Origin of the sequence: Saccharibacillus sp. WB 17 (assembly GCF_008634075.2) — a bacterium.
In the GTDB taxonomy this organism is placed as follows: domain Bacteria; phylum Bacillota; class Bacilli; order Paenibacillales; family Paenibacillaceae; genus Saccharibacillus; species Saccharibacillus brassicae.
Genome location: NZ_VPFK02000044.1, coordinates 94,993 through 113,743 on the forward strand (window position 1 = coordinate 94,993; position 18,751 = coordinate 113,743).

19 protein-coding genes and 1 riboswitch are annotated in these 18,751 nt (G+C 60.5%); of the genes, 5 read left to right on the plus strand and 14 right to left on the minus strand.

Annotated features, from left to right (window positions below; genetic code table 11):
• Window positions 1–8: 8 nt before the first annotated feature.
• From ribE to FTE24_RS20200, 9 genes are all read right to left on the minus strand, one after another.
• The gene (gene ribE, locus FTE24_RS20160; protein ID WP_150229739.1) at window positions 9–674 is read right to left on the minus strand and encodes a riboflavin synthase; all 666 of its coding nucleotides are present in this window, start codon (window positions 672–674) and stop codon (window positions 9–11) included.
• 437 nt (window positions 675–1,111) lie between these two features.
• A riboswitch (FMN riboswitch) is annotated at window positions 1,112–1,279 on the minus strand.
• A 153-nt stretch (window positions 1,280–1,432) separates the two neighbouring features.
• A complete protein-coding gene (locus FTE24_RS20165; RefSeq protein WP_141445925.1) occupies window positions 1,433–1,696 on the minus strand; it encodes a hypothetical protein in 264 nt (87 codons plus the stop codon).
• 235 nt (window positions 1,697–1,931) lie between these two features.
• Window positions 1,932–2,366 carry a peptidylprolyl isomerase gene (locus tag FTE24_RS20170; RefSeq protein ID WP_141450258.1) on the minus strand — a complete coding sequence of 145 codons (435 nt, stop codon included), beginning with the start codon at window positions 2,364–2,366 and terminating at the stop codon, window positions 1,932–1,934.
• A 393-nt stretch (window positions 2,367–2,759) separates the two neighbouring features.
• Complete coding sequence (lysA, locus tag FTE24_RS20175; protein WP_141445950.1) at window positions 2,760–4,094, minus strand: diaminopimelate decarboxylase; 1,335 nt, start codon at window positions 4,092–4,094, stop codon at window positions 2,760–2,762.
• A gap of 153 nt (window positions 4,095–4,247) precedes the next feature.
• Complete coding sequence (locus FTE24_RS20180) at window positions 4,248–5,078, minus strand: purine-nucleoside phosphorylase (RefSeq protein ID WP_150229741.1); 831 nt, start codon at window positions 5,076–5,078, stop codon at window positions 4,248–4,250.
• Window positions 5,079–5,153: 75 nt separating this feature from the next.
• Complete coding sequence (gene xerD, locus FTE24_RS20185) at window positions 5,154–6,038, minus strand: site-specific tyrosine recombinase XerD (protein ID WP_150229743.1); 885 nt, start codon at window positions 6,036–6,038, stop codon at window positions 5,154–5,156.
• Window positions 6,039–6,299: 261 nt separating this feature from the next.
• Window positions 6,300–6,755 (minus strand): ferric iron uptake transcriptional regulator, encoded by a 456-nt coding sequence (gene fur, locus FTE24_RS20190; RefSeq protein ID WP_141445953.1) that lies wholly within the window; start codon window positions 6,753–6,755, stop codon window positions 6,300–6,302.
• 109 nt (window positions 6,756–6,864) lie between these two features.
• Window positions 6,865–7,428, minus strand: coding sequence for an NUDIX domain-containing protein (locus FTE24_RS20195; protein ID WP_150229745.1), 564 nt, complete (start codon window positions 7,426–7,428; stop codon window positions 6,865–6,867).
• A gap of 48 nt (window positions 7,429–7,476) precedes the next feature.
• Entirely contained in the window at window positions 7,477–8,604 is a 1,128-nt protein-coding gene (locus tag FTE24_RS20200) for a M20/M25/M40 family metallo-hydrolase (RefSeq protein WP_141445955.1), read from the minus strand.
• A 202-nt stretch (window positions 8,605–8,806) separates the two neighbouring features.
• Here FTE24_RS20200 and prli42 point away from each other — a divergent pair, with 202 nt between their 5' ends.
• Window positions 8,807–8,902 carry a stressosome-associated protein Prli42 gene (gene prli42, locus FTE24_RS20205; protein ID WP_141445956.1) on the plus strand — a complete coding sequence of 32 codons (96 nt, stop codon included), beginning with the start codon at window positions 8,807–8,809 and terminating at the stop codon, window positions 8,900–8,902.
• Window positions 8,903–9,125: 223 nt separating this feature from the next.
• Here the strand turns inward: prli42 and FTE24_RS20210 are convergent, their stop codons facing one another.
• From FTE24_RS20210 to FTE24_RS20230, 5 genes are all read right to left on the minus strand, one after another.
• Window positions 9,126–10,529: a dihydrolipoamide acetyltransferase family protein gene (locus FTE24_RS20210; protein ID WP_150229747.1), complete on the minus strand. Its 1,404-nt coding sequence runs from the start codon at window positions 10,527–10,529 to the stop codon at window positions 9,126–9,128.
• A gap of 27 nt (window positions 10,530–10,556) precedes the next feature.
• Complete coding sequence (locus FTE24_RS20215) at window positions 10,557–11,540, minus strand: alpha-ketoacid dehydrogenase subunit beta (RefSeq protein WP_141445958.1); 984 nt, start codon at window positions 11,538–11,540, stop codon at window positions 10,557–10,559.
• Between the two features lies 1 nt (window position 11,541).
• Window positions 11,542–12,573 (minus strand): thiamine pyrophosphate-dependent dehydrogenase E1 component subunit alpha, encoded by a 1,032-nt coding sequence (locus tag FTE24_RS20220; protein WP_141445959.1) that lies wholly within the window; start codon window positions 12,571–12,573, stop codon window positions 11,542–11,544.
• A 392-nt stretch (window positions 12,574–12,965) separates the two neighbouring features.
• Window positions 12,966–14,387: a dihydrolipoyl dehydrogenase gene (gene lpdA, locus FTE24_RS20225; RefSeq protein ID WP_150229749.1), complete on the minus strand. Its 1,422-nt coding sequence runs from the start codon at window positions 14,385–14,387 to the stop codon at window positions 12,966–12,968.
• Window positions 14,388–14,463: 76 nt separating this feature from the next.
• Complete coding sequence (locus FTE24_RS20230) at window positions 14,464–14,676, minus strand: hypothetical protein (RefSeq protein WP_150229751.1); 213 nt, start codon at window positions 14,674–14,676, stop codon at window positions 14,464–14,466.
• Window positions 14,677–14,863: 187 nt separating this feature from the next.
• Here FTE24_RS20230 and FTE24_RS20235 point away from each other — a divergent pair, with 187 nt between their 5' ends.
• From FTE24_RS20235 to FTE24_RS20250, 4 genes are all read left to right on the plus strand, one after another.
• Entirely contained in the window at window positions 14,864–15,271 is a 408-nt protein-coding gene (locus FTE24_RS20235) for a GntR family transcriptional regulator (protein ID WP_141445962.1), read from the plus strand.
• Window positions 15,268–16,368 (plus strand): DUF5808 domain-containing protein, encoded by a 1,101-nt coding sequence (locus FTE24_RS20240; protein ID WP_150229753.1) that lies wholly within the window; start codon window positions 15,268–15,270, stop codon window positions 16,366–16,368. Before FTE24_RS20235 ends, FTE24_RS20240 begins: the two co-directional genes overlap by 4 nt.
• A gap of 175 nt (window positions 16,369–16,543) precedes the next feature.
• Complete coding sequence (locus FTE24_RS20245) at window positions 16,544–17,395, plus strand: STM4015 family protein (protein ID WP_150229755.1); 852 nt, start codon at window positions 16,544–16,546, stop codon at window positions 17,393–17,395.
• Complete coding sequence (locus FTE24_RS20250; protein WP_202111936.1) at window positions 17,392–18,726, plus strand: STM4014 family protein; 1,335 nt, start codon at window positions 17,392–17,394, stop codon at window positions 18,724–18,726. Before FTE24_RS20245 ends, FTE24_RS20250 begins: the two co-directional genes overlap by 4 nt.
• Window positions 18,727–18,751: the final 25 nt, after the last annotated feature.

An 18,751-nucleotide genomic window follows, 5' to 3' on the forward strand; every position in this document is an offset into this window, starting at 1 on the left:
CAGGGTGTTCAGGAGTATCCGTGCCGCGACAGGAAGCTTTCGTCGATTGCGGAGAACGTCTTCGCTCCCGCTTTCTCTTTTTGCCCGAAGCCGAGCAGATGTTCAACGTATTTGCCCAAAATATCGCATTCGACGTTAACGGAACTGCCTGCCTTTTTGCGGCTCAGCGACGTCTCGCCCAGCGTGTGCGGGATGATCGAGACGCCGAAATATCCGTCCTCCGCATGGATTACGGTCAGGCTGATGCCGTCGATCGCGATCGAGCCTTTGCCGATGACGTAGCGCATCAGATGCGGATCGTCCGCTTTCAGCGTGAACACGACGGCATTCTGGTCCTGCTCGACCGACACGATCGAAGCGGTTCCGTCGACATGCCCCTGCACGATATGTCCGCCGAAGCGTCCGTTGGCCGCCAGTGCCCGCTCCAGATTGACCGGGCTGCCGCTGCCGAGCGTGCTCAGATTGCTGCTGCGGTACGTCTGCGGCATCACATCGACGGTGAACGAATCTTTGCCGTAGCTCGTGACGGTCAGGCAGACGCCGTTCACGGCGATACTGTCTCCGATCGCGACGTGCTCCAGCACTTTTTTGGCGCCGAGAGTCAATACCATCGCTTCTCCGCGCCGCTCGGCGCGCCGCAGGCTGCCTACTTCTTCGATCAGTCCGGTAAACATGCGCAGATCCTCCTTGACTTCTCTTTTTCCGCTTGAATCTTCTTGAATCTTCTACATCTTCATACCGCTCCAGAGCGCTCTTTTTCGGTACATGCCGCTATCACACATGCAAAAAGCCCCGCACCCGGCAAAAAGATCCGGGGACGGGGCTTGGGATTGAAAATCGAAAGATCCTGCATTTGCCGAAAATTCGGTACGCAAACAAACAGGGTGCGCCCAAACAGGCTTCATCCTGCCGTTTGCATTCGCCCGAATTCCAAACGCGGCAGCCCGCATGCGCAGACCACGAACCAACGGGCGCCTGCGACAAAAAAGTCGGATCGGCCCGTTCGGTTCATGCGCGAACATGAAGTGCCGCGTTTCCATGCCGGATTCGAGAATCGCCGGGCTGCGCCCGTCGTTCCCGAACCGTATGCAAGGCAAATACGACGGTTCGTTTTCTCTTTCTCCCATCCAGACTGTAACTGTCGGTCCCGGAATCGCACCAGGTCAACCGGGCCGCTGCGTCACACAAACGGCTCGGGTCACGGACTTCGGCCGGCGATCCCTAAGAATCGCGCGCCGTCACCGCCGGTGGGGAATTTCGCCCCGCCCCGAAAGAGTATATGCGTACCCGGCAACTGACCGGAATACGGTATTGGTTATGATGGTAGCATGGCGGGAAAAGAAATGCAAATTACGCCAAAAAAAGCTTATCGGCCGCGGCCTGACAAGCTTTTGGAGTCCTGCGATAGGCGCGATGTTGGAAAATCGGCACGCTACCGTCTCGATTTGGAATTCGGTTTGGACTTGGCGTTCGATTTGGCATTTCCTTTCGAACCGGCATACGGTCTTGCGTTCGGAAGCGCTTTGGGATCGGGCTTGCGTTTGTGCTTTTTGCCCGAATACCAAAATCCCCACGCGCAGATGACCAGGATCAGAAACGGATACATGGCCGTGCCGTTGGGCCAGGGCAAAACGAGCAGCATCAATAAAATAAGGACGAAAAATATGGCGTAGCCGACTTGGAAAAAGCGGTGCATATCAAAAACTCCTTTTCGATTATCGTTCGCGGCAGCGAAAATTCAAGTGCTTTAACTATACACCATGCTCAGCGAAAACGGTTAATTTTGAGGAGAAGCGGCTTTTTTATTGGAAAAACGTCTTCTACATCTGCGTCTGTAAGTCCAAGTAAAAGCGAACGACAAAAAACAGCGATCAAAAGGCCTAAGCCTCCGATCGCTGTTGGGTTTGTTCATTTACTTTTCCGTGACGATACTATTCCGTTACGACTTTGACTTCTTTCATCTTGTCGCCCGGTTTAACGGCATCGATCAATTCCATGCCTTTGGTTACTTTGCCGAAAACGGTGTGTACGCCGTCGAGGTGCGGCTGTGGGCCGTAGCAGACGAAGAACTGGCTTCCGCCGGTGTTCTTGCCCGCATGCGCCATCGACAGAACGCCTTTGGCATGCTTCGTTACGTTCGTCGAAGTCTCGCAGTCGATCTGCCAGCCCGGGCCGCCTGTGCCGGTGCCGTTCGGGCAGCCGCCCTGAGCGACGAAGCCCGGAATGACGCGGTGGAAAGACAGGCCGTTATAAAAACCGGAGTTTGCCAGTTTCTCGAAGTTTGCTACTGTGTTCGGTGCTTCTTCCGGCAAAAATTCGATCTCGACGTTGCCGCCGTTTTCAAGCTCGATATATCCTTTTTTCATCATGGTCATCTCCCTTAATTTTCTGTAGAGGTCTGTATCATCCGGCCGAACTCCGCCTCGCAAGGCGCCTCGGCAACCTTAACCAGTGTACCCGAAAAAAGCGGACAAAGCAAAACCCGAAACGCGGTCTAACCAAAAAAGGGGAACGTACGCTGCTTAAAAAGCAATGTAAAGGGACCAAAAACGGAATTTGCTCGGCCACGCTGCTTTTTTGTCAATGTAAACGCCGGATTTGCCGCTTGCTTCCGTACCCGCAGCCCGATTCGCCGATCTGACGCAAAGCGCAAAAATCGCGAATCAATCTCGCCTGTCTGCTTCAACGGCCGCCGAACCGACCGAAAAGAGGCAGCGCAAGCTGCCCCTCCCCGTTATCTTCCCGTTATTGCTTGCGCTTTATTTGACCTGCGCGCCCTGTTTCTCCAGACGCGCCGGAATGACGTCGTTGCCGGTGATGTTGTCAAGGCTCTCGCGGCGGACGACGAGGTCGCTCGCGCCGTTCTTGACGAAGACGACGGCCGGACGGCGGATGCGGTTGTAGTTGCTCGCCATCGCGTAGTTGTACGCGCCGGTGCAGGCTACCGCCAGCAGGTCGCCGGTATTCGGCTTCGGCAGTTCGACGTCCCAGATCAGCATGTCGCCGCTCTCGCAGCATTTGCCGGCGATCGAGACGGTCTCTTCGTTGGCGTCGCCGGCCCGGTTGGCGAGCATCGCTTCGTACTTGGATTCGTACAGCGCCGGACGCGGGTTGTCGGTCATGCCGCCGTCGACGGCAACGTATTTGCGTACGCCCGGGATGTCTTTGCTCGTGCCTACCGTGTACAGCGTCGTGCCGGCGTCGCCGACGATGCTGCGGCCCGGCTCGACCCAGATTTCGGGCAGCTGCGCGGCAATGCCTTCGAAGTGCTTTTTCACGCCGTCGGTGATCGCTTTGACATATTCGGCCACGGCCAGCGGCGTATCGCCTTCCGTATAGCGGATACCGAAGCCGCCGCCCAGGTTAACGACCTTGAACTCGACGTTCAGCTGCTCTTTGACGCTGCGGGCAAAGCCGGCGACGCGCTCGACCGCCATCTCGAAACCGTCGGTCTCGAAAATTTGCGAGCCGATATGCGAGTGCAGGCCGAGCAGTTCCAGGTTCGGAAGCTGCGCCGCCGTGCGGACCGCTTCGATCGCCGTACCGTTCTGGATATCGAAGCCGAACTTCGAATCGGTCTGGCCGGTCGAAATGTATTCGTGCGTGTGCGCTTCGACGCCCGGCGTTACGCGCAGCAGTACGTTCACTTTCTCGCCGCGGTCGGACGCGATCGCCTGCAGCATTTGCAGTTCGATAAAGTTGTCCGCCACGAAGCAGCCGATCTTGGCGTCCAGCGCCATTTCGATTTCGTCCGGCGTCTTGTTGTTGCCGTGGAAATGGATACGGTGCGCCGGGAAGCCGGCTTTGAGCGCGGTGTACAGTTCGCCGTCGGACACGACGTCGAGCGACATCCCTTCTTCGTCCGCGATGCGGCACATGGCGAGCGTGCTGAACGCTTTGCTCGCGTAGGCAACCTGGAACGTCAGGCCGGAAGCTTCGAACGCCTGGCGGTATTCGCGCGCGCGGCGGCGGATCAGTTCTTCGTCCATAATGTACAGAGGCGTGCCGTACGTCTGCTTCAATTCGACGACGTCGCAGCCCCCGATTTCCAAATGCCCTGCGGCATTGATCTTGCTACTTCCGTGCAGATACATGTCAATTCCTCCGATGTGTTCCGGCCCGGCCGCTCCAGCGTTAACGAAAGAGGGCCCGCCCCGGGATTTGTACCCAGTATAGCAGACCCTCGAATACGCGCTGAATGGACTAAAGCGCAGGAGATTTGTGTTTTTGTCACCTGACGGGCGACGTTACATATTCGGAATGATGGCCAGTACGAGGCCGAGGAACTTTTCCTTGACCAGATCGGCGGTTTCCATCACTTCGTCATGCGACAGCGGCTGGTCCAAAATGCCGGCGGCCATGTTCGTGATGCAGGAAATGCCCAGCACTTCGAGGCCCGCGTGGCGCGCCACGATCGTCTCGGATACGGTGGACATGCCGACCGCGTCCGCGCCGAGCGTACGCAGCATGCGGATCTCGGCCGGCGTCTCGTAGGAAGGTCCGAGCAGGCCGGCGTATACGCCTTCCTTGAACGTGAAGCCCTGCTTGTCTGCGGCGTCGTGGGCGGCGGCGCGCAGTCTGCGGCTGTACGCTTCGGACATGTCCGGGAAGCGGACGCCGAGCGCCGAATCGTTCGGTCCGATCAGCGGGCTTTTGCCGGTCAGGTTGAGATGGTCCGACAGCAGCATGAGGTCGCCCGGCGTGAACGACGTGTTCACCCCGCCGGCCGCGTTCGTGACGAGCAGGCCGGTGACGCCGAGATTTTTCATGACGCGGACAGGGAACGCCGTCACTTCCGGGCCATAGCCTTCATACATATGGAAGCGGCCTTTCATCATGATGACCGGACGGCCCTGAATCGTGCCGAGCAGCAGTTCGCCTTCGTGGCCTTCGACCGTCGAGACGGGAAAATGCGGGATGTCTTCGTAAGGAATCGAGACGGGATTTTCGATCAGGTTGGCGAGAATGCCGAGACCCGACCCGAGAATCAGCCCGATTTCCGGCTGCAGTTCCGTCTTGGAGCGGATGTAATCCGCCGCTTCCTGAATGCTTGCTGCATGGGTAGTCAAAGTTGTCATAAAGTGCACGCTCCGTTTGATTCATATTTGAGTAGGGTTCATATTTGAGTGTATTGCAGGGTTGAGTCTTCCGGCCTAGGCGCGGGGATGATGCAGTTCGTACACTTCCTTCATGTTGCGCTTCATGACGTGCGTATAGATCTGCGTCGTCGAAATATCCGAATGGCCGAGCATCTCCTGGACCGAACGCAGGTCGGCGCCGTTCTCCAGCAGATGCGCGGCAAAAGAATGACGCAGCGTATGCGGCGTAATGTCCGTCTCGATCTCTGCCGCCGCTGCGTATTTTTTAATAATTTTCCAGAATCCCTGCCGCGTCAGCCGGGTGCCGAGCTGGTTCAGGAACAGCGCCGCTTCGTCTTCGCGCTTGAGCAGCTGGCCGCGCATGGCGCCCATATAAGCCGTCACAGCAGCAGCCGTCATGCGCCCGATCGGCACGATCCGCTCTTTGCCGGCGGCGCCGCAGCGCAGAAATTTAAGTTCCAGATCGATATCGCCGACGTTCAGCGCAATCAGCTCCGACACCCGGATGCCGGTAGCGTACAGCACTTCCAGCATCGCCTTGTCGCGGACGCCCTGCGCGTTCGTCCGGTCCGGCGCGTCGAGCAGCCGTTCCACTTCGCCTACCGTCAGCACGATCGGCAGTCTTTTCTCCGGCTTGGGCGTCTCCAGATCCATCGACGGGTCGTGGACGATCAGCGACTGCCGAATCAGGTAATGGAAAAAAGACCGGATCGAAACGGAAGCGCGGATCACGGTGGACGGCGCTTTGCCGGAACGCTTCATCTCGTTCAAATAAGCGGCGATATGCGATTTGCGTACTTCGTCCACGGCCGTCAAGCTGCGCCCGCCCGCGAATTCGAGGAACTGTGCCAGATCGCGGCGATACGATTCGAGCGTGCTTGCGGAGCGTCGTTTTTCCTCCGCCATATACGTTATAAACGCGTCCAAATGCGTATTCACTGATGGACCTCCTCCAAACTTCCTCAGGAAAGCCGCTTGCTGCCCTTTTGGGCGGGCTGCCGAATCCCGTTTGTTAAAGATTCCACGGCTTGTACGGAACTCCTTTAAAAGGCAAAAAATTCGTCGCAAAAAAACCCCGGAAGATCGATTTCGATCTTCCGGAGCCCGCTGCGGCGCACGCGCGACCCTGTCGCCCGAACGGGTGCAGCGCCCGCTCGCCGATCTTCCCGGGCACGTGCACAAAACTTGTCCGCCTGCCGTTTAAGCCTGGTCTTCTTCCTTGGCTTTGCAGCGGTGGCAGATTCCCTGAAAGTCGAGCCTGTGATCCAAAACGGTAAACCGGAATTCTTTTTCCAGACGCTCTTCGAGCGGAAGCAGCCAGTCTTCGCGAATCTCGTCCATGCTGCCGCACTGTACGCAGATCAGATGGTGGTGGTGATGCTTGTTCGATTCGCCTCTCAGGTCGTAACGGGATACCCCGTCGCCGAAGTTCAGCTTCTCCACCACATGCATCTCGCTGAGCAGTTCGAGCGTGCGGTATACGGTCGCAAGACCGATCTCCGGTGCTTTTTCCTTGACCAGCATGAACACGTCTTCCGCGCTCAGATGGTCTTCTTCGTTCTCCAGCAACACGCGAACGGTGGCTTCCCGCTGGGGCGTCAATTTGTATCCTTTGGACTGCAGCTGCTGCTTGATATTGTCGATCCGCGCTTCCATGCTTCTCCTCCCCCTCGGAGCATGCCCGTTCTTGCCGGCCGTTCTCCAGTCAAACTCACGTTCCCTATTATAGAAGTTACCCGGCTTCAAAGTCAAACGTTTCAGGCGCTCAGACCGGCCAGTTTCCCGTCAGCGTCCGGATCTGCCACGCGTACACGGCCATAAGCGTCTTGGCGTCGCTGATCCGGCCCGCCCGAATATGCTCGAACGCTTCTTCAAGCGTAATCTCGGTCAATTCCAGAAACTCGTCTTCGTCGGGATGCAGCGTGCCTTCGGTCAGGTTCTCGGCGGCGTAGAAATGAATGATCTCGTCCGCAAAGCCCGGCGACGTATAGAAAGAAGACAGGTGCAGCAGCTCGGGCGCGCGGTAGCCGGTCTCTTCTTCAAGCTCGCGCGCGGCCGCTTCACGGGGATCTTCGCCCGGTTCGAGCTTGCCCGCCGGAATCTCGATCTCCGTGCGGCCGAGCGGCTGGCGGAACTGCTCGACGACGAGCAGCTTGCCGCCCCGGATCGCAAGCACGGCGACCGCGCCCGGATGCTTGACGATCTCGCGCTTGGCCTGCGTGCCGTCGGACAGTTCGACCGTGTCGATCTGGACCTTGATGATCTTGCCGTCAAAAATCGGTTCGCTGCCGACCGTTGTTTCCCACAATTTTTCTTTGCCCGGTTCCATGCTGCATTCCGCCTCTCGTCTGTTGGATGGTTAAGTCTTCAAGCCGTGTTAAGCCCGTACCGATTGACGCACGATCTCGACGATGAATCCGGCCAGCTTGCCCAGATCTTCGACTTTGATCCGTTCGGAAGTCGTATGGATATGTTCGTAGCCAACCGACAGATTGACCGTCGGCACGCCGAACCCGTTGAACACGTTCGCGTCGCTGCCGCCGCCCGACTGGAACGTCCGGCCGCTGAGCCCGAGCTGCGCCGCCGCTTTTTTCGCGAGCTGCACCACTTCGGAATCGTCCGCGTGGTTGAACGACGGATAGACGATCCGGCTCTCGAATCCCGCCGTAGCCCCGAATTCCGCGCAGGCGGATTCCAGCGCTTCCTTCATCGAAGCGATCTGCGCATCGACCTTCTCCTGCACGACGCTGCGCGCTTCGGCTTCAAGCTTCGCGTAGTCGATCACGACGTTGGTCGCGCCGCTGCCGGAGAAGCTGCCGATATTCGCCGTCGTATCCTTGTCGATCCGCCCAAGCTTCATGCGGGCGATCGCTTTGCCGGCGACCTGGATCGCGCTGATCCCGTCTTCCGGGTTGACGCCGGCGTGCGCGGCTTTGCCGTGGACTTCCATAGTAATCTTGGCCTGGGTCGGCGCCGATACCGCGATCTCGCCCACTTCGCCGTTCGAATCGACCGCAAAACCGAGTTCGGCGTCCAGCAGGGACGCATCCATCGCGCGCGCGCCCATCAGCCCGGATTCTTCGCCCGCCGTAATGACGAACTGGATCTGGCCGTGCGGAATTTCCTGTTCGCGCAACACGCGGATCAATTCGAGCAGCGCCGCGACGCCGGCTTTGTCGTCGGCGCCGAGAATCGTGTCGCCCGAACTGCGAATCCAGCCGTCTTCGCCGATGACCGGCTTGATGCCGAGTCCCGGCATGACCGTGTCCATATGGCAGGTGAAAAACAGCTTCGGCGCGTCTACGCCTTCGGTCGCCGGCAGCCGCGCAATCAGGTTGCCCGCCCCGTGTCCCGAGCGCGACGCCGAATCGTCTTCGACGACTTCCAGACCGTGCAGCTTGAACTTGTTCGTCAGCACGTCGGCGATCAGCCGTTCGCTGCGGGTCTCGCTGTCGATTTGCACCAATTCCAGAAATTCGTGCACCAATCGTTGTGTATCGATCATATAAACTTCCCTCCGCTTTCCCGATAAGTTAAAATGAATATCATGAGCGGTTTGCGCGGCAGCCCGGCTCGAAGGCAACCCGCCCCTTCTGCTTCTATCTTACTAGTAAACGTATAAAAAACCAAAAAGGGACAGACGGCGCGGCGAAAAAGCGGCGGCGTACCGGCTCCCATTCATGGACGAAAAGGGGTTTGACGGCTTCATGCAGAACAAAAAATGGTTCAAAATTTTTATCTGGCTCATGATTATCGCCATGGTCGGTTCGGTCTTTCTCGGACTGCTTCAGGTTTTCGTGTAAAAAACAGGCGAAACGTCGCAAGACACGGCGCCGTTCGGACACTTCCGAACATTCGGCGAACCAAAAAAGCTTCGGCTGCGCGCAAAACCCGCGCGGGCCGAAGCTTTTTTGTCGAAAAAACCGATTGTCCGAACGCATGCTTCCGTGTCGGAACACGATCCAAAAAACAGGATCGAATACGTCAAACGCCGAACACGTCAAGCGCTGAAACGCCCGACGAAACTCAATAAAGTTTCGTATCCGGCGAGTAGCTTTCCAGATTTTCTTTGACGCGCTGCAGGAACCGTCCGCAGATCAGGCCGTCGAGAATCCGGTGGTCCAGCGACAGGCAGAAGTTCGCCATCGAACGGACGCCGACCATGTCGTTGATCACGACCGGACGCTTGACGATCGACTCGAACGTCAGCTGCGCGGCCTGCGGATAGTTGATGATCGGCTGCGACAGGATCGAGCCGAACGAACCGGTATTGTTCACGGTGAACGTGCCGCCCTGCATATCGTCGATCTTGAGCGTGCGCTCGCGCGTGCGGCGGGCCAGATCGTCGATTTCCATCGCGAGACCCGCGATGTTTTTCTGATCGGCTTTTTTGATGACCGGGGTCAGGACCGAATCTTCCGTGCCGACGGCAAGCGAAATGTTGATATCGCGTTTGACGATGATTTTGTCGACCGCCCAGACGGAGTTCATGATCGGGTAATCCTTGATCGCGTTGACGACCGCTTTGATGACGAATGCCGGGTACGTCAGGTTGACGCCTTCGCTGCGCTTGAACTCGTCCTTGTGCTTGTTGCGCAGTTTGACCAGATTGGTCATGTCGACTTCGATCATCATCCAGCCGTGCGGAATCTCCGATACGCTCTGGCGCATGCGGGTCGCGATCGTGTTGCGGATCGGCGTGATGTCGATATACGTCTCGTTGGCGCCGCGGCCGCCTTCTTCGATCTCGATCTTCGGCAGCTTCGGATTCTCGCTGAGATGCAGGCCGGAATGCCGGACTTCGTTCTGCGACGTCATCGACGACGAAGCGAACATCGGCGGCTGCGGTGCGGCGAATGAGGCCGCTTCGGGCTGCGGCGCGGACGGCGCCGCGGGAGCGGCCGATGCGGCCGCCCGGGACGCGCCGCCGTGCTCCACGTATTGGAGCACGTCTTTGCGCGTGACCCGGCCGCCCATGCCCGTGCCGGGGATGACGGCCGGATCGAGGCCGTGCTGCGCGGCAAGCGCCTGTACGGCCGGCGAGAAGCGGGCGCGCATGCTGCCCGCTTCGCCGGCGGACGCGGCCTGCGGCGCGGCGGTATCGCCCGGACGCGAAGCCGGGCTTGGAGCCGTGGCCTGCGCGGCCGGAGCGGCGGCTTCGGCCGGAGCCGCGCCGGCGGTCACGATGCGGCAGATGATCTCGCCGACGGCGATCTCCTGGCCTTCGGCGGCGAGCAGCTCGCCCATCACGCCTTCTTCCGTGGACGGGATCTCGGCGTTGACTTTATCGGTAATGACTTCGCAGATCGGCTCGTACAGATCGACCGTGTCGCCCGGACGTTTCAGCCATTTGGCGATCGTCGCGGAGACGAGCGATTCGGCGAGCTGGGGCATCGCGATGTCTTTTTGCGTCGTATTCGTTGTGCTCATTGCGTTCACTCCTCTATAGGTACAAGACTAGTAAAGAGCCAGTTCCCGCATCGCTTGCAGCAGTTTGTCTTTGCTGAGCATGAAGAACTTCTCCTGCGGCGGATTGATCGGCATGGCCGGCGCGTCCGGTCCGCACAGGCGGCGTATCGGCGCGTCCAGGTCGTACAGACATTCCTCGGCAATGATGGCGGCCACTTCGGCGCCCACGCCTCCGGTCTTGTTGTCTTCGTGCACGATCAGCACTTTGCCGGTGCGGCGCACCGCTTCGATGATCGCTTCGCGGTCAAGCGGCTGGATCGTGCGCAGGTCGAGAATATGGCTCGTAATGCCTTCCTGTTCCAGTTCCGCGGCCGCCTGCATGGCGAAGTGCAGCGGAAGGCTGTAGCTGATGACCGTAATGTCGTCGCCTTCGCGCAGCAGGTTCGCTTTGCCGATCGGTACGATATAATCGTCGTCCGGCACGTCTTCCTTGATCAGTTTGTAGCACTTTTTGTTCTCGAAAAAGAGCACCGGATCGGGATCGCGGATCGCCGCTTTGAGCAGCCCTTTGGCATCGTACGCCGAATAAGGAGCGATGATCTTCAGGCCCGGCGTGCCGAAAAAGATCGACTCCGGGCACTGCGAATGGTACAGGCCGCCGAAGATGCCGCCGCCGATCGGTGCGCGCACGACGATCGGGCAGTCCCAGTCGTTATTGGAGCGGTAGCGGATCTTGGCCGCTTCGCTGATAATCTGGTTGGTAGCCGGCAGCATGAAGTCGGAATACTGCATTTCGGCGATCGGCTTCATGCCGACCATAGCCGCGCCGATCGCCACGCCGGCAATAGCGGATTCCGCCAGCGGCGTGTCGATCACGCGGTCTTCGCCGAATTGGTCCTGCAGCCCTTTGGTCGTCGTGAAGACGCCGCCTTTGACGCCCACGTCTTCGCCGAGCACGAATACGGACGGGTCTTTCTCCATCTCTTCCTTCATCGCCAGGCGAATCGCGTCGATATATTCCATCATCGGCATATCAGTTGTCTCCTCCGTCTCCGTCGCCCGCGTATACGTGCAGCAGCGTGTCTTCCGCGCGCGGATACGGCGCTTTGTCCGCGTATTCCGTCGCTTCTTTCAGCTCCTGGGCGATTTCTTTGACATACTCTTCTTCCTGTTCTTCGCTCCACAGTCCGGCTTCGACCAGATACTGCTTGTAGCGCGGCAGGCCGTCTTTTTCCCAGTTCGCGTCCACTTCTTCCTTCGTCCGGTAAGCCAGATCGTTGTCGGAGGTCGAGTGCGGGGACAGGCGGTACATCATCGCTTCGATCAGCGTCGGGCCTTCGCCGCTTACGCCGCGCTGCCGCGCTTCGTTGACCGCACGGAACATCTCCAGCGCGTCGTTGCCGTCCACCCGAAGTCCCGGGAAACCGTAGCCGAGCGCCCGGTCGCTGACTTTGCCGGCCAACTGCTTGGCAATCGGCACCGAGATCGCGTACTGGTTGTTCTCGCACATCATGATGACGGGCAGTTTCTGCACGCCGGCAAAGTTCGCGCCTTCGTGGAAATCGCCCTGGTTGCTCGACCCTTCGCCGAACGTCACGAACGAGACGGCGCCTTCGCCGCGCATTTTGGAAGCGAGCGCCGCGCCGACCGCATGCGGAACCTGGGTCGTGACCGGACTCGATCCGGTCAGAACGCGCAGGCGCTTGCTGCCGAAATGGCCCGGCATCTGGCGGCCGCCGCTGTTCGGGTCTTCCGCTTTGGCGAACGCCGACAGCATCAGCTCGCGCGTCGTCATGCCGACGCCGAGCATAAAGCCGTAATCGCGGTAATACGGCAGGAAATAATCTTTGCCGGTATCGAGCGCGAACGCCGCAGCGACCTGCGCCGTCTCCTGACCGATGCCGGAAACGTGGAAATTGATCTTGCCCGCGCGCTGCAGCAGATGGCAGCGTTCGTCGAACTTGCGGGCAAGCAGCATGCATTTATACATATCGACGGCGCGATTGTCGTCCAGACCGACTTCGCGGTGGAGCTGATGCGGAGCGGCCGTTGCTTTTTGGTTCATGGATTGAACCTCCTTAAAAGTCGTAAACGATGTTCGGCCGTATCGACCGGCTTGCTTCGGGGCCTTCCCCGGTCTTTATTACCCGTTCGGCACGCTGGGTGCTCCGTAACGGCTTTTTCGCGTTTTCTAACACGACGTCTTAAAACCAGGTACTAATTCCGAACTCGAACCTATTATAATCCTTTTCCCGCCAAAAAGAAAAGCGGCGCTTTACCGCAGCCCCGCAAGCCCCGCGGCGGCGATGTCGTCGAAACGTATCGGCGCGTGCGCCCACCTTGGGGGGCGCAGACGGCTTCTGCCGCTGCAGAGCACAGACGACGAAAACCCGCTTCGGCGCCGGCAGCAAGTGCGGAGCGAAGCGAGTGGAACATCCGCCGGGCCCGGCAGGCCGATCAGATATGGATCGCGCTGCCGCCGATCGCGAGCATCGCTTCGCCGAGCGCTTCGGACAACGTCGGATGCGCGTGCACCGCATTGCCGACTTCCCACGGCGTCGCGTCCAGCACGGCCGCAAGCGACGCTTCGGCAATCAGTTCGGTCGCATGCGGCCCGATGATCTGCACGCCGACCAGATCGTTCGTCTGCGTATCGACGACGACTTTGGCGAAGCCGTCGGAATGGCCTTCGATCAGCGCTTTGGCGATCGCGGAGAACGGCACTTTGGCCGATTTCACGCTGCGGCCAAGTTCGCGCGCCCGGCTCTCCGTCATGCCGACGCTGCCGATCTGCGGATGCGTGTACACGCATCTCGGCACGAACAGCGGATCGTAGCGATGCCCCGGCTGGCCGGCCAGATGGTTCACCGCGGCCAGTCCTTCGTGGCTGGCGGCATGCGCCAGCTGCAGTCCGCCGATGCAGTCGCCCACGGCATAAATATGCGATTCGCCGGTCTGGAAATGCGCATTCACCGCGATGCTGCCTTTTTCGACGCGAATATCGGTATTTTCCAGGCCGATGTCTTCGACGTTGGCCGTCCGGCCGATCGAGACGAACATCTGCGAAGCTTCAAACGTAATGTCTTGTCCTTGATGCGCGGCCGAGATCGATACGCCGCCTTCGCCGGACGTATACGTCTCGGGACGCAGTTCGACGCCGGTCAGAATGTTCACGCCGCGCTTTTGCAGCAATCGCGAAAGCTCGCGGGCCGCTTCTTCGTCTTCGCCCGGCAAAATCTGCTGCGCCATCTCGACGAGCGTCACTTCGACCCCGAAATCGCGCAGCATCGAAGCCCATTCCACGCCGATCACGCCGCCGCCGACGATGAGAATTGAAGCCGGCAGCTTCTCCAGATCGACCGCTTCGTCGCTGCTCAGAATGAAGACGCCGTCCGGTTCGAGGCCCGGAATGACGCGCGGGCGGGAACCGGTGGCGATCACGAGATGGTCGGAGACGACCGTCTCCATTTCGCCGTCCGGCAGCTCTACCGCCACTGCGCCGCTGCGGGGCGAGAAGATCGAAGGACCGATGATCCGCCCGCTGCCTTCAACGACGCGGATTTTGTTTTTGCGCATCAGATATTGTACGCCCTGGTGCAGTTTGTCCACGATCTCGCGCTTGCGCGCCTGGACTTTGGGGAAAACGAGCCGTCCTCCGGCGCTTTCGATGCCGTACGCTTCCGCCTGGTTCAACAGCGAGAAGACTTCCGCACTGCGCAGCAGCGACTTGGTCGGGATGCAGCCGCGGTGCAGGCAGGTGCCGCCCAGCTTGCTGCGTTCGATAATTACGACTTCCTTGCCGAGCTGCGCCGCGCGGATCGCGGCCACATATCCGCCTGTTCCGCCGCCGAGCACGGCGACATCGCATGTAATGGTCATTAGGTTGTATCCCTCCGTCATGGGGTTGGTTGATTCGGGTTCCTGCTGCTTATGGGTTGATTCGGGTTCCGCCTGCTTATTCGTACAGCGCGTCGCGCAGTTTGGTCGACATCGTCGGCTTGTGCCCGTTCGCTTTCAATAGAGCTTCGCGCAGCCTCAGGCTTCGCGCTTCGGCTTCTTCCAGGCGATGCAGCAGATATTCGATCCATTCCGCTTCACCGGATTCCAGCACGCCGCGCTCGCGTAAACGGTTCAAACGCGTTTCGTCGTCCGCCTTTTGTTCGCTCATCTCGTTCATCCTTCCGTTTCCCGCTTCGAGCCGGCCGGCCCGTCTTTTCTAGCATACCATGAGTTTGCGCATTTTTCTCCAGCGGCCCGCCCGCTCCGGTCTGCCGCACGATTCGAAACAAAAGGCGTTGACGGTTAGTTCTATCTGTTATACTATAAATATAACAAGTAGACAAAGGAGTGCTCACATGTTCGTCGAACTCGATCTGCAATCCGAAGTGCCGATCTACAAACAGCTTGCCGACCAACTGATCGAAGGGATCGCCTCGGGCAAGCTTGCGGCCGGACAGCCGCTTCCGTCCGTCCGCGCGCTGGCCGCCGATCTCGGCATCAACCTGCATACGGTCAACAAAGCGTACCAGACGCTCAAGCAGGAAGGCTTTCTGGAGATCCACCGCAAAAAAGGCGTCATCGTCCAGCCCGGTCCGCTTCCTGCCGCCGACGAAGCGTTTCTCGCCCGCCTGAGGCGGGACCTGCGTCCGCTGGCTGCCGAAGCTTCGGCTCGCGGCCTGAACGAACAAGAGTTGACCGAGCTTATGCAAACGCTCTACCGCAGTATCCAAAATCCCCCGCCCGAAGGAGGCTCTTCCCTATGAATGCCGAACTTGCTTTTGTCCTCGTTATCGCCGTAATCGACCTGATCTGGCTGCTGTGTCTGCTCGGCCTGCCGTTTCTGACGAACGCCATGCTGCTCGGCGTCTACGTGCCGCCCGCCGAACGCGGCCTGCCGCAGGTGCGGCGGATCCGCCGCACTTTTCTCGGCCTCGGCTTGTGCGGCGCCCTGCTCGGCCTGCTGTTGGCGTTCGCCGCGCATCGACTGTCGGGCGGGTCCGAAGGCTGGACGCTGGCGGCGCTGCTGGTGCCCCAGGCGCTCGCCGCGGCCGGAGCCTGGACGTTCTCGCGCCGCCGGGCGCTGGAGCTCAAATCGCAGCGGGGCTGGCAGGCTCCCGACTCGACCAGACGGACCGCCTATATCGGAACGGGAGCGGAGCGCCCTTCCACCGGCATGCCGACCCCGGCCTATCTGCTGCACGCCGTCATTCTGATTGGCTGCGCCGTGCTGGCTGCCGTCTATTGGGAGTCTATTCCGCAGCAGATTCCGACGCATTTCAATACCGCCGGCATTCCGGACCAATACGCGGCCAAATCGCTCGTCAGCGTCTTCGCCCTGAATCTGCTGCAGGCGCTTATGACCGCGCTGTTCGTCGGCCTCCACCTCTCGATCGGACGCACGCGCCAGAACCTCGATCCGTCGGATCCCGCCGGTTCGCTGCGCAAGCAGAATCGGTTCCGCGGCGCCAACGCCTATGTGCTCTACTTCCTGTCGCTGGTCGTCGTGCTTCTGCTGGGCTGGATTCAGGCACGCAGCACGTACGATTTCCGCGGTACGCTGTCGGCCGGGTATGCGCTGATTTTCGCGCTGCTGCTTATTGCGCTGCTGGTTGCTTTCTTCTTCTACGTGCATCGGCGCGGCCTGCTCGAAGCGGGCACCAACCGGCATCACGGCGAAGACCGCTACTGGCGCGGCGGCGCGTTCTACTACAACCCGCAGGACCCCGCCTTCATGGTCGAAAAAAGGGTCGGTCTCGGCTGGACGTTCAACTTTGCCCGTCCGCTCAGTTGGCTCGTCATGTCCGCTTCCGTGCTGCTCCCGCTTGCCGCGGTCGCGGCGGCGATGTGGGCGAGCCGTTAATCCCGTGCACGCCGTTCGTTCCCTTTTCGGGGACGGACGGCTTTTTCATACGCGGCACCGGACGAAGCATCTTCAAAAAGAGAACACAAGTTCCTATTTTTAACTTGACGCCTCCCTCTTCCCGGTGTTAGGTTGGATCCAAGTTCTCTATTACATACCTTCGGGAGGGATCGGCATGACGGAAACGAAGTTGAGCATCGGGTACGACGATTACGAAGCCGGACAGACGATGGACACTCTTTTGGAACAATTGGCGGACACGCCGGAAGCGGCGCAGCTGACGAAGCTCGTCATCGGCGACTGGGGCGGCACGTACGAAAATTCGTCGCAGCCGGTCGTCGAAGCGCTCGTGCGGCTGAAAGACCGTTTTCCGCAGCTGCGCAGCCTGTATATCGGCGATATGGATTCCGAGGAATGCGAAGTGTCGTGGATCATGCAGTCGGACCTCAGTCCGCTGTTCGCGGCTTTTCCGGAACTGCGGTCGCTGACCGTCAAAGGCAGCACGGATCTTGCGTTGGACCCGATCCGGCACGCGAAGCTCGAAGAACTGATTATCGTCTGCGGCGGCCTGCCGGCCAGGGTGCTGTCTTCGATCGCTGAAGCCGAACTGCCGGCCCTGCGCAAGCTTGAACTGTATCTGGGCGTGGAAAACTACGGCTTCGACGCGTCGCTTGAACAGGTGCTGGCCGTCGCCAAGCCGGGACTGTTCCCGAACCTGGTCTATCTCGGCCTCAAAGACAGCGAGATTCAGGACGAGATCGCGATCGCCCTGGCGCAGTCCGAACTGCCGGACACGCTGGAGACGCTCGACCTGTCCGAAGGCACGCTGAGCGACGCCGGCGCGGAAGCGCTGCTCGCCAGCGACAAAGTCCGCCGCGTGCCCGCGCTCGACCTGCATTACCATTTCATGTCCGCGGCTATGACGAGTACCGTTGCGGCGCAGCTGCCGAACGCCGACGTCAGCGACCGCCAGGAGACGGAGAAGTACGACGGCGAAGAATACCGGTATCCGTCGTTGACGGAATGAAAGAACGGACGGTGCATTCGGGCGGGGCGGGTGCCGGATTGGGCGCCGCCTCCGGTGCCGGATGGGACTTCCGGCTGCCACATCCGCGCTCTGCCCCGCTGCTGCTGGTCGCCCATGCCGACGGCGAACGTACCGAAGGCCTGCAGGCGGGCCTGCGCTCGCTCGGGCTGCCGGCGCCGATCGTCGTTGCGTACGAGGAGCTGCTCTCGGGCATGCCGCTCGGCGAAGCGGCCGCCCGGGCGGGGCTGCCAGCGGAAACGGTGCCGCTGATCCGGCTGGACGCGCCGGGCGAGCATTTCGGCGTCGAACGCGCGCTGATCGCGCTCGGTTCGCCCGAGCGCGACGACGGCGACGAACTGCTGCCGCTGCGCGAACGCCGCGATCCGTACCGGATGCCGGAAGCGCACGCGCTGGCGCTCGCGGAACGTCCCGTGCGGCTGATGCACCCGTCGCAGTGGTTCCGCGGCTTCTGCCGGCTGCTGGCGCGCGTGCGCCGGGAAGCGGCCGACGCCTGGCCGACGGCGTCGTTCTGGAACGATCCGGCGGAGATCGCCGTCATGTTCGACAAGCGGGCCTGCCATCGCAAGCTGGCCGACGCCGGCGTCTCGGTGCCCGACCTGCTGGCGCAGCCCGAACTTCTGACGAGCTACGAAGCGGTGCGCCAGCTCATGCTGGACCGGCACATGCACCGGGTATTCCTCAAGCTTGCGTTCGGTTCCGCCGCGTCGGGCGTGATCGCGTACCAGATCAATCCGCGCACCGGCGCGCAGCGGGCGACGACCACGCTGGACGCCGAAGTGTATATCCAGCGTCCCGGCGTGTTTTACAACTCCAGGCGGGTTCGCACGCTGACCGATCCGGAGCGGATCCGGACGCTGATCGACTATTTATGCGGCCACGGCGTCCACGCGGAGCGCTGGATTCCCAAAGCTTCGCTGGAAGGCCGGCCGCTCGACCTGCGGCAGCTCGTCGCTTTCGGCGAAGCGGGTCATTCGGTCGTGCGCGCAGGAGAGTCGCCGATGACCAATCTGCATCTGCGCAGCCGCCGGCTGTCGCCCGGCGCGTCCGGACTGCCGGATCACGCGCTAACAGCGGCGCGCAGCGAAGCCCTCGCGGCGCTGCGCGCTTTTCCCGGCTCGGCTTCGGCCGGCATCGACGTGCTGACCGACCGCACTACCGGCCGCCCGTATATCGCCGACGTCAACCCGTTCGGCGACCTGCTGCGCCGCGTCGAAGTTGACGGGCTCGATCCGTACGCCTGGCAGATGCAGCTGTGGAGCCGGCGGGCTGCGGCGGCAAGCGGCGCCGCGCCGAGAGGAGAATTCCGATGAATCACGACCCCCATGCCGTCGACAT

What these genes read in the sequence shown, in the direction of transcription:
- ribE (WP_150229739.1), bottom strand. Translation starts at nt 674, where the DNA reads ATGTTTACCGGACTGATCGAAGAAGTAGGCAGCCTGCGGCGCGCCGAG.
- FTE24_RS20165 (WP_141445925.1), bottom strand. Translation starts at nt 1,696, where the DNA reads ATGCACCGCTTTTTCCAAGTCGGCTACGCCATATTTTTCGTCCTTATT.
- FTE24_RS20170 (WP_141450258.1), bottom strand. Translation starts at nt 2,366, where the DNA reads ATGAAAAAAGGATATATCGAGCTTGAAAACGGCGGCAACGTCGAGATC.
- lysA (WP_141445950.1), bottom strand. Translation starts at nt 4,094, where the DNA reads ATGTATCTGCACGGAAGTAGCAAGATCAATGCCGCAGGGCATTTGGAA.
- FTE24_RS20180 (WP_150229741.1), bottom strand. Translation starts at nt 5,078, where the DNA reads ATGACAACTTTGACTACCCATGCAGCAAGCATTCAGGAAGCGGCGGAT.
- fur (WP_141445953.1), bottom strand. Translation starts at nt 6,755, where the DNA reads ATGGAAGCGCGGATCGACAATATCAAGCAGCAGCTGCAGTCCAAAGGA.
- FTE24_RS20195 (WP_150229745.1), bottom strand. Translation starts at nt 7,428, where the DNA reads ATGGAACCGGGCAAAGAAAAATTGTGGGAAACAACGGTCGGCAGCGAA.
- FTE24_RS20200 (WP_141445955.1), bottom strand. Translation starts at nt 8,604, where the DNA reads ATGATCGATACACAACGATTGGTGCACGAATTTCTGGAATTGGTGCAA.
- prli42 (WP_141445956.1), top strand. Translation starts at nt 8,807, where the DNA reads ATGCAGAACAAAAAATGGTTCAAAATTTTTATCTGGCTCATGATTATC.
- FTE24_RS20210 (WP_150229747.1), bottom strand. Translation starts at nt 10,529, where the DNA reads ATGAGCACAACGAATACGACGCAAAAAGACATCGCGATGCCCCAGCTC.
- FTE24_RS20215 (WP_141445958.1), bottom strand. Translation starts at nt 11,540, where the DNA reads ATGCCGATGATGGAATATATCGACGCGATTCGCCTGGCGATGAAGGAA.
- FTE24_RS20220 (WP_141445959.1), bottom strand. Translation starts at nt 12,573, where the DNA reads ATGAACCAAAAAGCAACGGCCGCTCCGCATCAGCTCCACCGCGAAGTC.
- lpdA (WP_150229749.1), bottom strand. Translation starts at nt 14,387, where the DNA reads ATGACCATTACATGCGATGTCGCCGTGCTCGGCGGCGGAACAGGCGGA.
- FTE24_RS20230 (WP_150229751.1), bottom strand. Translation starts at nt 14,676, where the DNA reads ATGAGCGAACAAAAGGCGGACGACGAAACGCGTTTGAACCGTTTACGC.
- FTE24_RS20235 (WP_141445962.1), top strand. Translation starts at nt 14,864, where the DNA reads ATGTTCGTCGAACTCGATCTGCAATCCGAAGTGCCGATCTACAAACAG.
- FTE24_RS20240 (WP_150229753.1), top strand. Translation starts at nt 15,268, where the DNA reads ATGAATGCCGAACTTGCTTTTGTCCTCGTTATCGCCGTAATCGACCTG.
- FTE24_RS20245 (WP_150229755.1), top strand. Translation starts at nt 16,544, where the DNA reads ATGACGGAAACGAAGTTGAGCATCGGGTACGACGATTACGAAGCCGGA.
- FTE24_RS20250 (WP_202111936.1), top strand. Translation starts at nt 17,392, where the DNA reads ATGAAAGAACGGACGGTGCATTCGGGCGGGGCGGGTGCCGGATTGGGC.